This window comes from Psychrobacillus psychrodurans (assembly GCF_050209195.1).
GTDB classification, from domain to species: Bacteria; Bacillota; Bacilli; order Bacillales_A; family Planococcaceae; genus Psychrobacillus; species Psychrobacillus psychrodurans.
In genome coordinates this window covers 2,218,842-2,232,440 of record NZ_CP189791.1, presented here as the reverse complement: position 1 = coordinate 2,232,440, position 13,599 = coordinate 2,218,842, and the positions used below count along the sequence as shown (strand labels likewise).

Here is a 13,599-nt window from a genome sequence, read left to right as displayed (position 1 = left end):
ATAAGTAAGGCCCATTTAACTACTAGGAGGAACTACACATGGAAATCTTTAAATATATGGAAACTTATGATTACGAACAATTGGTATTCTGCCAAGATAAAACTTCAGGGTTAAAAGCGATAATTGCAATTCATGATACTACTTTAGGTCCTGCACTTGGTGGGACACGTATGTGGAATTATGCAACTGAAGAAGAAGCGATTGAGGATGCATTACGTCTTGCGAAAGGTATGACTTATAAAAATGCAGCAGCTGGATTAAATCTTGGTGGCGGAAAAACTGTAATTATTGGAGATCCATTAAAGGATAAAAATGAAGAAATGTTCCGTGCTTTTGGTCGCTTCATACAGGGGTTAAATGGTCGTTATATTACAGCTGAAGACGTTGGAACAACTGTAGCGGATATGGACTTAATCCACGAGGAGACTAATTATGTAACAGGTATTTCAGAAGCATTTGGTTCTTCAGGTAATCCATCGCCTGTAACAGCTTACGGTGTTTATGTAGGGATGAAAGCAGCAGCTAAAGAAGCATTTGGCTCAGATTCTTTAGAGGGTAAAACTGTAGCAGTACAGGGTGTTGGTAATGTTGCATACACGCTTTGCGAATACTTACACAAAGAAGGCGCAAAACTAATTGTTGCAGATATTAACCAAGCATCGGTTGACCGTGCAGTGAATGCATTCGGAGCAGTTCAAGTTGATGTTAATGATATCTATTCGCAAGAAGCAGATATTTTTGCTCCATGTGCTTTAGGTGCAATTATTAATGACAATACAATTCCACAACTAAAAGCGAAAGTAATTGCTGGTTCAGCAAACAACCAATTACGTGATACAACGCATGGAGATATAATTCATGAGATGGGCATTGTCTATGCACCAGACTATGTTATTAATTCAGGTGGCGTTATCAATGTAGCGGATGAATTATATGGCTACAATGCGGAGCGTGCGATGAAACGTGTAGCTACAATTTACGATAAAATTGAACGCATTTTTGAAATCTCAAAACGCGATGGCGTGCCATCATATGTTGCTGCTGACCGTTTGGCGGAAGAACGTATTGCACGTGTAAGCAAATCACGTAGTCAATTCCTACAAAATGGCAAACATATCTTAAACGGACGTTAAGAAAACAACTAATTTCATCTATTGAACTAAAGTAGGCCGTCTTTCTTTTAAAGTAAAGCGGCCTTCTTAGATGGATATTAAAGGAGATGGTAAAGTTGGCAAAAGATTATGATGTAGTAATTATCGGTGGTGGTACGGGCGGATATGTCGCTGCTATACGTTCGGCTCAACTTGGATTAAAAACAGCAATCGTGGAAAAAGGAAATTTAGGTGGTACTTGTTTACATAAAGGGTGTATTCCTAGTAAAGCGTTGCTTCGTAGTGCGGAAGTATATGCAACTACTAAAAATCATGCAGCTGACTTCGGTGTAAATACTGGAGAGGTAACACTCGATTTTAGTCGCGTACAGGCACGAAAGGAATCGATTGTTAACCAATTACATCAAGGTGTGCAAGGGTTGATGAAAAAAGGCAAAATAGATGTATATGAAGGTACAGGAAGAATGTTAGGACCTTCTATCTTTTCACCTTCTCCAGGTGGAACTATTTCTATAGAAATGAATAACGGCGACGAAAATGAAATGCTTATACCTAAAAATGTAGTAATCGCAACTGGTTCTAGACCACGTACTTTACCAGGATTAACAATTGACGGCGAATTTGTCATGAGCTCTGATGAAGCCTTAGCAATGACAGAGTTACCAAAAACTATGTTAATCGTAGGTGGCGGAGTTATTGGAATAGAATGGGCATCTATGCTTAATGATTTTGGAGTAGAGGTAACGGTGGTCGAGTATGCAGATCGTATTATACCGACTGAAGACAAGGATATCTCGAAAGAAATGCAAAAGCTACTTGCTAAAAAGGGTATAACATTTGTTACAAGTGCAAAAGTACTTCCAGAGACATTAGAAACAAAAGAAAAAGAAGTACAAATTTCTGCAGAAATAAATGGTGAAATGAAAACCTTTATAGCAGAAAAAATGTTAGTTTCTGTTGGCAGACAAGCGAATGTAGAAGGTATTGGCATTGAAAATACAGATATCGTTGTAGAAAAAGGATTTATCCAAGTGTCAGAAACATTCCAAACAAAAGAATCTCATATATATGCGATTGGAGATGTAATCGGTGGACTTCAATTAGCACATGTGGCTAGCCATGAAGGAATTACTGCGATTGAACATATCGCGGGTAACGACATCTCGCCAATTGACTATACATTAGTTTCACGTTGTATTTATTCGAATCCTGAAGCTTCAAGTGTTGGTATTACGGAACAACAAGCAAAAGAACAAGGATTTGATGTAAAGGTTGGTAAATTCTCATTTAAAGCGATTGGAAAAGCACTTGTTTACGGCGAATCTGATGGATTTGTGAAGATTGTTGCAGATAAAAAGACAAATGATATTCTAGGGGTTCATATGATAGGACCACATGTAACTGATATGATTTCAGAAGCAGGTTTAGCAATGGTTCTTGACGCAACACCATGGGAAATTGCGCATACAATTCACCCACATCCTACACTAAGTGAAGTAATAGGCGAAGCAGCATTAGCTGTAGATGGTAAAGCTATTCATATGTAGAAAAGTGGCAAATGCCGACCAGCAGCAAAAAGCGCTGGAAGACTTGAAGTAAGATGCGTCCTTTGCCTTTCTCTGTCATTCTGAGACGACTCAAGAGGGTGGGCTCTGAGCTAGGGAAATACTGAAATGAGAACCAATTTGCTTGTATATTAATCGAGGGGGAGTTCTAGATGACAACAAACCGTCATGAAGAATTAGGTTTAACAAATGAAGATGTGTTAACAATGTTTGAAACGATGTTAATGGCACGTCGTATCGATGAACGTATGTGGTTATTAAACCGCGCTGGTAAAATTCCTTTTGTAATTTCCTGTCAAGGTCAAGAAGCCGCTCAAGTAGGAGCAGCTTTTGCACTGGATAATACAAAGGATTATATTGCTCCTTATTACCGTGATATGGGCGTTGTTTTACACTTTGGCATGACTGCCAGAGATTTAATGCTTTCTGCTTTTGCAAAAGCAGAAGATCCAAACTCTGGTGGTCGTCAAATGCCAGGTCATTTTGGACAAAAGAAAAATAGAATCTTAACTGGTTCTTCACCCGTTACAACTCAGCTACCGCATGCTGTAGGAGTAGCTTTAGCTGCGAAAATAGAGAAAAAAGACTTTATTACCTTTGTTACTCTTGGGGAGGGTTCCTCTAACCAAGGTGATTTCCATGAAGGATTAAACTTTGCAGGAGTTCACCAATTACCATGTATTACAATGGTTGAAAACAATAATTATGCTATTTCTGTACCATTTGAGCGTCAGGTTGCGAGTAAAACAGTTGCAGACCGTGCTTCCAGTTATGGTATGCCTGGGGTAACTGTTGACGGGAAAGATCCAATCGAGGTATATAGAGTAGTGAAGGAAGCTGCAGATCGTGCGCGTAATGGCGAAGGGCCAAGCTTAATAGAAGCTGTGACGTACCGTTTGACAGCTCACTCTTCCGATGACGATGATAGACAATACCGTACTGCGGAAGATATTGCAGAAGGAAAAGCGTTAGATCCACTTATTACATTTGCAAAGTATTTGCGTGATTTAGATATTTTATCTATAGATTTAGAAAAAGAGATTAATGATCGTATTATGAAGGAAGTAAACGAAGCAACGGACTATGCAGAAAATGCTCCATATGCTGCTCCTGAAGATGCCTTGAAGCACGTCTATGCTGAACAAGAAGGAGGGAATGCATAATGGCAATCATGTCTTATATTGATGCAATCACACTTGCAATGAAAGAAGAAATGACTCGCGATGAACGCGTTTTCGTACTTGGAGAAGATGTTGGTCGTAAAGGTGGAGTGTTCAAAGCGACAAACGGTCTATATGATGAATTTGGAGAATATCGCGTGCTAGATACACCTCTTGCCGAATCTGCTATAGCAGGTGTTGGAATCGGGGCTGCGATGTATGGGCTACGTCCCATTGCGGAAATGCAGTTTGCTGACTTTATCATGCCTGCGGTAAACCAAATTATTTCCGAAGCATCACGTATTCGTTACCGTTCTAATAATGATTGGACTTGTCCGATCGTTTTCCGTGCTCCATTCGGTGGAGGAATTCACGGAGCACTCTATCATTCCCAATCGGTAGAAGCAATTTTTGCTAACCAGCCTGGTCTAAAAATCGTTATTCCATCTACACCTTATGATGCTAAAGGTTTATTAAAAGCTGCAATTCGCGATGAAGATCCTGTTATGTTCTTTGAGCATAAACGTGCGTATCGTCTTATTAAAGGTGAAGTTCCTGAAGAAGATTACACAATCGAAATCGGGAAAGCGGATGTGAAACGTGAAGGGGAAGATATCACGGTTATTACGTACGGTCTTGCTGTGCATTTTGCGCTACAGGCTGCTGAACGCTTAGAAAAAGACGGTATTTCAGCACATATTTTAGATTTACGGACAATTTATCCTTTAGATAAAGAAGGAATTATTGAAGCTGCATCTAAAACAGGTAAAGTTCTGCTAGTAACAGAAGATAACAAAGAAGGTAGTATTATTGGGGAAGTTGCTGCAATCATTGCAGAAAACTGCTTATTTGACCTAGATGCACCGATTATGCGTCTTGCTGGTCCTGATATTCCAGCTATGCCATATGCACCAACGATGGAAAAATTCTTTATGATCAATCCAGATAAAGTCGAAAAAGCGATGCGTGAGCTAGCGGAATACTAACTTCATACAAAAAAAAGACTTAGCCAAATAAAGTTAATGCCTCCGGCGGATGTCACAGATTTTTTAAGGAATTTATCGTGCAAGCTCGATAAAAATCTGGACCCAAATACGCCAAGGCGAATTTGATAAGGAGGAAAACGAATGGCAATCGAACAAATTAAAATGCCCCAGCTAGGAGAAAGTGTAACTGAAGGAACGATAGAAAAATGGTTAGTAAAACCAGGGGATCATGTAAACAAATATGATGCGCTAGCTGAAGTTAACACGGACAAAGTAACTGCTGAAGTGCCATCTTCCTTTACTGGAATTATTAAAGAACTGATCGCAAGCGAAGGAGACACACTAGCTGTAGGTGAAATCGTTTGTACAATAGAAACAGAAGGTGGAGCTTCTGAGGAAATAGTGGAGGTAAAAGAGGCTGCTCCTGAAGAGCCTACTGCAGAAACTGTTAAACCTACGGAAGTACAAAAGCATGCTGCACCTCCTGTAAAACGGGAAAAAGGAGCTAAAGCTCGCTATTCACCAGCAGTTTTAAAAATTTCACAGGAACATGGTATCGACCTTTCTTTAGTTACTGGTACTGGTAACGAAGGACGTATAACTCGTAAGGATCTACTGAAAATTGTAGAGAGTGGAGAAATTCCAGTAGATGCAAAAGCAGAGCCTAAATCGGTATCCACTCCTTCTTTACCTACTGCAGCAAGTGCACCAGCACCAAAGTCTACATCAGCTAATGTTCCAGTAGCAGTTGGAGATATCGAAATTCCTGTGACTGGTGTTCGTAAAGCAATTGCAGCAAATATGCTACGCAGTAAACACGAAGCTCCTCATGCATGGACTATGATTGAAGTGGACGTTACGAACATGGTTCAATATCGTGACTCTATCAAAAATGAATTCAAACAAAAAGAAGGATTTAATGTTACATACTTCGCTTTCTTCGTGAAAGCTGTATCGCAAGCATTAAAAGAATTCCCGATGATGAATTCCATGTGGGCTGGGGACAAAATAGTTCAGAAAAAAGACATTAATATTTCTATAGCAGTAGCGACAGAAGATGCGCTATATGTTCCAGTTATTAAAAATGCTGATGAAAAAACGATTAAAGGTATTGGCCGTGAAGTAAATGAGCTAGCATCAAAAGTTCGTTCTGGCAAATTAAAATCAGACGAAATGCAAGGTGGTACATTCACGGTAAACAACACAGGGTCATTTGGTTCTATTCAATCAATGGGAATTATCAACTACCCTCAAGCTGCTATTTTACAAGTAGAATCTATCGTGAAACGTCCAGTCATCATGGACGGTGGAATGATTGCTGCGCGTGATATGGTAAATCTATGTCTTTCACTAGACCACCGTGTACTAGACGGCCTAGTTGCCGGTCGTTTCCTAGCACGTGTAAAAGAAATTCTAGAAAACATAACAAAAGAAAATACATCTGTTTATTAATAAAACGATAAAAAGGTAGAGCATTCTTGCTCTGCCTTTTTGTTGTTTATGTGCTAAATACTGTGTGCTACAAACAAAAAACTGCCGCCACAGAGAAAAAGTGACCTATGGGAAAAAGAACAGGAACAGCTGATCGGTACGATGATTACTGCAGCAACTTTTCAATCGTTGGAAGGAAAGAAAGTTAAGACGATGGAAGAAAACATAGCGGAAAATATTTATTATTACAGAGGTCATCATAAAATGTATAAAAATAGTTTATATGAATTTAATTACCTTGATTGGCTAAATGACTTTCAAGGTTTTAAACTAAATTTATACTAATTCAGCTAGAAGATATTGAAAGGGCAACCTTCGAGCGTATAGGTGAGGAAATTCAAGATTGAAAAGATAGCATATTATTTGCCTATAATTTCTCTAATTAAGTTCCGGTTGTGGACATCGCAAGTACAGGTGAGAAGCATGCTGTAAAGGAAAGTAGGGTAAGAAAATAGAGGATATTCATTATGCGCAACATATCAAGGGAGTACTTTTAAAATTTATTCTTCTGGTTCATCTGGTTTAAATTATAAGGATGGAGATTCATTTGCATTTTATTTGTTTCCACAGGATAAAGAGGTAGAAGTTGATATTGAAAAGGATTCCATTATAGAAGTTAAACTTTCAAATTTATATATGCATAATTGGGAGAGGTAATAAATGCTTACTTTTATAACTTTCTTCAACTCCCATGAAAATTAAAAAATGCTCAAAATCAACAAAATTGCATAACCAAAGAGACTCAGAAATAGCTTTTTTAAAAAAGGCTGAGCCTTCAGATTATTTATTTGGAGTTAAAGAGTAAATCAGGAACCAACTCCTTCTTCTTAGAATAAAGGCAAGGCTGGTGCAATAACCAGAGTAGGATTAATCTCCCATGAGTGCTACTCGTATAGAGTGCGACAGTCTGTGATGCACCGTGGTCGTTGGAGTCAGACTAACGGATGGGCTCTATGGCACCATAGTTCATCGACCTTCTTCGCCAGCCGTAGTATCCTATACCCGATTTTCACATTTTCATTCTCTGTGGTGAAGCGCTGATTTTGCGCTTCATGGATGGCTAACGGGTGCTTAGTAAAAAACAATATCAAAGTAAAATGAGCCAGGAGAAAATATCCTAGCTCATTTATAATGTGTATTTAAAATCAACCTTAACCTTTAACATAGCTTTTTATTAATAGAATTCCAGAAAAATATTTCTCGTTCTTATATAAGTTGTTGTTTATAGAAAAAAGACCATAAAGGTCTTTTTTAGTACTTAAGGTAAATATTTTTCTTCTATCATAAACAGTTTATTAGCATCATCATAAAGAAACGCAAAAAGCGCTCCTTTTTTATTTGCTATATTTTCAATTGAAGCAACTGATAGCTCAGTTCCGTTCAACACATACAACTGAACATTATCTCCCACAATGACTTTATCTTTCCCTACTTCTTTATTAGCAACATAAAAACCAACATCATGTGAGTTATCAATAACAAACTCAGCAAAGTCCACTGTTAATTGGTTTCCAGCATTCGTTTTTTCGATGTTGGTAACGTACCCCACTTTTTCTGCTGAATCATAATAAGATTTAAGGTAGTCCTCTTCTGAAATGTCATCCATCGGTTCACCATCTTCTACGCTACCTGTAGCTGGCGTCACTTCTTTTGGTTCATCTTTCGTAACTTCCTTCGTCGTACCAGATTCAACAGGTGTTGTTTCTTTTGGAGTTTCTTTTTCTACCACCACTGTGTCCACTTTTTTATTGCTTTGTTCTACCACATCTACCACAGGTTCTTTTTCTACTACTTTGGCATCGTCGCTACAACCTACAGCAAGCAATACAACCATTGGTATAAGAAATAAGTTTTTTTTCAAATTTTATTCTCTCCTTTCTAATAAAAATCGAATTAGTTTCAATTCAATCTTTATTTCAATCAAACTCAAGCTTATCACAAAAATTCAGACCAGAAAAAGGAATTGTGGAGCAAATTATATGAGAAAATTATGCAAACTTCTTATGATGATCCTAAAGTTGTCTTGATAAAGGTTAAAGCGGAAGCAGCCGAATATTGGGAAACCGGTAATTTTACGAAGAAAATCGCCTTTCTCTATAAACGCATGACGGGGCAAAGTTCTAAATCGACAGATGTTAATGAAACAGTTGAATTGAATTGAATAAATAACAGCAAAGGATAAGTTAGTGAAAGGTTTCACTTAAACTAACGGAGTGCTTGTGCGGCCGAGCCTAGGTCGTATCATATAGCGGGTGGGATTCCCGTCGAGAAAGAACTAGCCATTCACTCGTAGCGAGTCTTGGAGGGCTAATGGTAACATTAGCCTTTAAGCGTAGACAGTTAGGTGGCGGGCCGAAAGCCAAATGGTTGAAGGGATTGAGCTCCATAATGTTAGTAAATCGAGAGGGCTGATGCCTTAAGCACAGCAGAAAGCTACATTTTATCTATCGTTAAAGGCAAGAAGGATAAAACCTCTCTGGAGTCAGAGACCTTGGCACGTCACACATTGATATGATACGGCAACTCGGGAGGCCCTACCGGTCTTTTCTTCTTATAGAAGAGTATGGTGTACAAGCGATAATAAGCAAGGAAACCAAATGCCGTTGTAGGGAGTCGGATAGCAGCGTAGTACCAATGAAGTTGGGTAATGCCGATGGAGGAAAGGCTGCTACCAAATGATCACCCTCACTAGGGACACATTTACTACACACAGCGGTAGAAATAATAAATGTAAACTAAACTATTGAGGATAGCAGAATCACCATTTTGTGAAGGATGATTTGGAGGAGCCGTGTGCGTAAATAGCGCAAGCACGGTTCTGTGAGGGGGGTGGAACACAATCTACCGTAAGGTAGAGAGGTTCCCTTCTACTCGACTACTTCAAGAAGGAGTATAGCCTTTTTTCTTATTGAACTAACTCAGCAGTTTAGTTGAATAAGAAATCGGAAAATATAGAAAAGAAAACTCGCTTCAAATTTGGCGAGTTTTCTTTTTTTATATACAAATAACGATTTTAAAACAATTGTCATGTTGGTTTATACCACTGGGAAAGGACCTTAAAACTGGCAGGAGGATTAAAAATCCTTGACTTAGAGTAAACTCTAAGAATTACTCTTACTTTGTGTCACAAATAAAATAATAAAGAAGATATAGACATATAAGATTTCATGAATGCGGATAAATGACATATTCTATTGGAGAATTTAGCACATGTGCATTTCATAAGTTCATTTCCATCAAAAACTACTAAGTAATTAGGTAGTTTTTTTGTATTGTATTGAGGTGATTTGTTGTGTTGGATATTAGTTTTAAAAGCAAGAAATATGAAGAAAAATTGCTATAGACATAGTAAAGGAAAAAAACTAGTGGAAATTTCGGGAATAATAATAGTATAATTTTCTTATTTAGAGGAACTTGAACATGCAATTATTTACAGTTAAAATATATATGTTATACCAATTTCAGTAAGGGGGAAGAAATCATTATGTTAGACGATCCAAATGATTACACCAATCATCCAGACGATAAAGAAGGTAATTGGGATTACGATTCAATGCCAGATCTCCAAGAATATTTCGAAAAAGATGGCAATTTTGACCAATTTAACAAGGATTATGATAAATGGGAAGAAAAACAATATGAAAAAGAAGATAAATTAAGAAAGGGGTAGGGATTGTGGAAGTTAAAATTGAAAAAAATTATCCAATTTGTAATGGTAGTGGTTACGATTTTGAAGATGGTTGTCAGTCGATAAAAGAGTAACTCAAATAAATTTTAATTAAAAAAGCTATCCTACATTTCGGGTAGCTCTTTGTTAATCATTATAACAATTATCCGGCGCTTTTCTTGAATAAGAAAGCGTCTTTTTGCACGGATAACATATTTAATGGATTAAGTTTATGGCGGTACTAAAAAAAGATTGTGAAGTATTCTACTTAAACTCCCATGAAAATTAAAATCTTCGATTTATAGAAAAAGGCAATACGAAATCGGACGCAGCTCAATAATTTTTTAAAAAAGTGCAGCGCCTAAATGAGAATTAAATTATGGGTTGGACTAGGAGGGATTTGGTTCAGTGATTGTACGTTGTAACCTAAGTTTTCAAGTCATCGAACAGAATATCGTAAAATCGATTGTTCTTTTTGTTTGTCAAAGTGATCTTCCCCTAAGTCTACGTACATTTCTTTGCGTGTTAAGATAATAGCTGATTTTAGATCAGGTGTTTCCTGAATACCGCAAGGTTTTTGGTGATCTTTATTCGAAGGTTTCTTTATTGATGTTAAAGAAATATCCTTCTTCAGAAGATGTACTAGCGGCTGGAGAAAGTAAGCTAGCGGAATGTGTGATGGAGTTTTGTCCAAGAAGGTCTAGTCTATGGGCATTGGAAAAGGCAAAAAAATTAATGGATTCCGCATCTCGAATTCCATTTCAAAAAGTGGTGTATCACAGTCACTTGATCAACCTTCAAATGTATATTGAAATGCTTTTTCAGTACCAAGGACATCTTTCAGAGTTGGAAATTCGTATAGTGACCTTGGCAAATGAATTAGAAGATTACAAGATTGTCCAATCGATTCCAGGAATCGGAGAAAAAATCGCTGCCACGATCATCTCTGAGATTAGTGAAATCGATCGGTTTAGTCATCCCAAAAAACTGGTTGCCTTTGCAGGAGTAGATCCCAGTGTTCACTCATCCGGAAAGTTCACTGCTACAACCAATCGTATTACTAAGCGAGGTTCAAGTAGATTACGCCATGCTTTGTATCTTGCCGTATTGTGCGGTATCAGAAGTTCAAGAAACAACAAGCTGAAAGAATTCTATGATAAGAAGAAATCAGAAAAAAGCCTGCAAAAGTGGCAATAGTAGCCTGCATTAACAAACTGCTTCATTGGATTTATGCTTTATTAAATCGAAAAGAAACTTTCCAAGATATAGCGTAATTACTGGTTACAAGTGATTAAGTAAAAACCTTCCATAAGGTTTTTGGAGGGCTATTTGTCATGCACAAAATAGTATAACATAAGATTAATACTAATTTTAAAGAAAAATATTGACATCCTATTAGCTGGTTTACTTCAAGAAGGAGTAAAGCCTTTTTTTCTTATTGAACTAAAGCCGCAGGTTAGTTCAATAAGAAAATGTAAATTTGAAAGATATTCAGCAGTCGAATAAATTGAAAGGGGACGTATAATTTTGATTGATTATTTTGAACGTAAAATTAGATTAAGAGATTTTGAAGTGTGGGATGTTTGAATTAGCGACCAACAATATGCTTTAGTCATATTAGATGAATTTCGACCTGCAACATTTGAAGATTTTGAAATGCCAGTGCTAATTTATGAAGATGATGACCAACGTGCAAACATTGTCTCAGCTACATACTTCTCTGTTGAGTCTGTTAAAGATGAACATAGAGAAAGACTCGGTGAATTTGCACGAATGCTTACAGCACATTTAGCATTGGCACATTGTGAAGTTATTATTCAGATATTCCTTTAGAAAAGCTATGGCACTTTAATCAAGAATAGAGTTTCCTACTTTTTCACTAACAAGGTGCTTTACTTCAAGATGGGGTAGAGCCTTTTTCTTATTGAAATAAAGGGGCAGCATTCCTGTTTGAAACTTATTCGAGGTCTTGCAGAAAAAAGAGCCCTCTAGTATGATGCTGAGTGTCAACGTCGAATTGACCCAACATCAAATAGGAGGACTCTATCTATGAATTCTAAATGGAATGAGAAACTAAATCAAGTTACTGAAAACACATTAATTGTCGGCATGGATATCGCTAAACGTACACATTATGCATGCTTCGTAGATGAACGTGGCCGTGTTTTGGAGAAATCTTTTGCCGTGCACCAGTCCAAAGAAGGATTTGAGGTATTATATGAGAATGTACTTCATGCGATGAAAGTTTATGAAAAAACAGATGTGATCGTTGGGATTGAACCCACTGGGCACTATTGGATGAACCTTGCTTATTTCTTAGATAACTATGGAATCCCGCTTGTCATGGTCAATCCAATGCACGTCAAGAAGGCAAAAGAGCTTGATGATAACTTACAGACAAAGAACGATAAGAAAGATGCAGTCGTCATTGCTCGACTGATGAAGGACGGTCGTTTTAGCTATCCCCGTATTCTGAAGAATATCGAGGCTGAGTTTCGGAATGGATCTACACTTCGTTCAAAGATGACAGAGGATTTGTCGGGCATCAAAAACCGAATCGTTCGCTGGCTTGATCGGTATTTTCCAGAGTTTACACAAGTCTATCCAACCTTCGGAAAGATGGCACTTGCTACACTCGAAAAGACACCGTTCCCAAGAGACATCATAGGGAAAACGGCTGAAGAGTTAGTCTTTCTCTACCGGCAGGTAGAGGGGATGAGAGCTCCGCAATTACCAAAGGCTAAACTTCTGATAAACGTAGCCAACAACTCGATTGGATTGAGAGAAGGACTGCAGATGGCACGACTTGAAATCGCCACGCTACTTCGTCAGTACCGATTGTTAGAGGAAGAAATAGAAATGATAAATAGTCACTTAGCCGAGCTGGCTAAGTCCACAGAAGATTACGTATATCTCACTTCTGTGCCAGGCTTAGGGGATGCCACGATTGTTGATCTGCTCTCAGAAGTCGGTAGTTTTTCACAGTATGAGAATCCACGCCAACTCATCAAACTAGCGGGATTAACATTACGTGAAAATTCATCTGGTCAACATCAGGGGCATAAACATATCTCGAAACGCGGCCGGAAGAGGTTAAGAAGCGTATTATTCAAAGTAATAGTTCCACTGGTTAGACACAACATTGCGTTTAAACATCTTCATGAATATTATACAAGCCTTCAACGAAACCCCCTAAGGGGAAAACAATCGATGGTCGTGCTCTGTGGTAAATTATTGAAGGTGTTACATGGTATTTGTAAGAAGAAAGTTCATTTCAACGAGCAACATATGATGAACGATGTCCACTGTCTCTCAACGGCAGCTTATGCATTTTTCTATCGAACGAACTAAGACAATAAGGATGACACGGAGAAGCCAGCACAATACTAAAATTAAGACCTTGAGTCCCTGCGGCAGCATAGCAGGCCTCTGCCTTATGAATAGACCGAACGAAGGAATGTAAGCGCGCTGACGCTAAGAGACATGGGAGGGTACGTCATCATAAGCATCGCAGAGATCCATTGTGCATCAAATAATGGGTAAGAAAAGCTAATGTTTTCCATTAGTTTTAGCGAAGCGTACGCTCTTCTTGGTAATAAAAACAAGAAATTCAAATCT

General features: G+C 38.1%; 9 protein-coding genes and 2 pseudogenes. 10 read left to right on the top strand and 1 reads right to left on the bottom strand.

The window, feature by feature from the left end; genetic code table 11:
- Positions 1–38: 38 nt before the first annotated feature.
- From bcd to ACQCPR_RS10710, 5 genes are all read left to right on the top strand, one after another.
- Entirely contained in the window at positions 39–1,133 is a 1,095-nt protein-coding gene (gene bcd / locus ACQCPR_RS10730) for a branched-chain amino acid dehydrogenase (protein ID WP_090563656.1), read from the top strand.
- 95 nt (positions 1,134–1,228) lie between these two features.
- Positions 1,229–2,659, top strand: a complete 1,431-nt coding sequence (gene lpdA / locus ACQCPR_RS10725) for a dihydrolipoyl dehydrogenase (RefSeq protein WP_427137019.1) — start codon at positions 1,229–1,231, stop codon at positions 2,657–2,659.
- Positions 2,660–2,829: 170 nt separating this feature from the next.
- A complete protein-coding gene (locus tag ACQCPR_RS10720; protein WP_427137018.1) occupies positions 2,830–3,840 on the top strand; it encodes a thiamine pyrophosphate-dependent dehydrogenase E1 component subunit alpha in 1,011 nt (336 codons plus the stop codon).
- Positions 3,840–4,823 (top strand): alpha-ketoacid dehydrogenase subunit beta, encoded by a 984-nt coding sequence (locus ACQCPR_RS10715; protein ID WP_090563651.1) that lies wholly within the window; start codon positions 3,840–3,842, stop codon positions 4,821–4,823. The genes ACQCPR_RS10720 and ACQCPR_RS10715 overlap by 1 nt, the downstream gene beginning before the upstream one ends.
- Positions 4,824–4,964: 141 nt before the next feature.
- Positions 4,965–6,275 (top strand): dihydrolipoamide acetyltransferase family protein, encoded by a 1,311-nt coding sequence (locus tag ACQCPR_RS10710; protein ID WP_427137017.1) that lies wholly within the window; start codon positions 4,965–4,967, stop codon positions 6,273–6,275.
- Positions 6,276–7,572: 1,297 nt separating this feature from the next.
- On the opposite strand, the gene ACQCPR_RS10705 is transcribed toward ACQCPR_RS10710, so the two are convergent.
- Positions 7,573–8,175: a hypothetical protein gene (locus ACQCPR_RS10705; protein WP_427137016.1), complete on the bottom strand. Its 603-nt coding sequence runs from the start codon at positions 8,173–8,175 to the stop codon at positions 7,573–7,575.
- Positions 8,176–8,256: 81 nt separating this feature from the next.
- On the opposite strand from ACQCPR_RS10705, the pseudogene ACQCPR_RS10700 reads away from it, so the two are divergent.
- The 5 genes and pseudogenes from ACQCPR_RS10700 to ACQCPR_RS10680 all read left to right on the top strand — a co-directional run.
- Positions 8,257–8,475 (top strand): annotated as a pseudogene (locus tag ACQCPR_RS10700) (pyridoxamine 5'-phosphate oxidase family protein); the annotation flags it as partial.
- A gap of 1,323 nt (positions 8,476–9,798) precedes the next feature.
- Positions 9,799–9,984, top strand: coding sequence for a hypothetical protein (locus ACQCPR_RS10695; RefSeq protein ID WP_427137015.1), 186 nt, complete (start codon positions 9,799–9,801; stop codon positions 9,982–9,984).
- A gap of 537 nt (positions 9,985–10,521) precedes the next feature.
- Positions 10,522–11,255, top strand: a pseudogene (locus ACQCPR_RS10690) (IS110 family transposase); the annotation flags it as partial.
- Positions 11,256–11,637: 382 nt separating this feature from the next.
- Complete coding sequence (locus ACQCPR_RS10685; RefSeq protein ID WP_427137014.1) at positions 11,638–11,814, top strand: hypothetical protein; 177 nt, start codon at positions 11,638–11,640, stop codon at positions 11,812–11,814.
- Positions 11,815–12,030: 216 nt separating this feature from the next.
- On the top strand, positions 12,031–13,332 hold the full coding sequence (locus ACQCPR_RS10680; protein ID WP_427137013.1) for an IS110 family transposase: 1,302 nt from the start codon (positions 12,031–12,033) through the stop codon (positions 13,330–13,332).
- The last annotated feature ends 267 nt before the right edge of the window (positions 13,333–13,599 follow it).

Bases quoted from the DNA above. Each gene is read 5' to 3' on its own strand.
- bcd (WP_090563656.1), top strand. From the start codon at position 39: ATGGAAATCTTTAAATATATGGAAACTTATGATTACGAACAATTGGTA.
- ACQCPR_RS10720 (WP_427137018.1), top strand. From the start codon at position 2,830: ATGACAACAAACCGTCATGAAGAATTAGGTTTAACAAATGAAGATGTG.
- ACQCPR_RS10715 (WP_090563651.1), top strand. From the start codon at position 3,840: ATGGCAATCATGTCTTATATTGATGCAATCACACTTGCAATGAAAGAA.
- ACQCPR_RS10710 (WP_427137017.1), top strand. From the start codon at position 4,965: ATGGCAATCGAACAAATTAAAATGCCCCAGCTAGGAGAAAGTGTAACT.
- ACQCPR_RS10695 (WP_427137015.1), top strand. From the start codon at position 9,799: ATGTTAGACGATCCAAATGATTACACCAATCATCCAGACGATAAAGAA.
- ACQCPR_RS10685 (WP_427137014.1), top strand. From the start codon at position 11,638: ATGCCAGTGCTAATTTATGAAGATGATGACCAACGTGCAAACATTGTC.
- ACQCPR_RS10680 (WP_427137013.1), top strand. From the start codon at position 12,031: ATGAATTCTAAATGGAATGAGAAACTAAATCAAGTTACTGAAAACACA.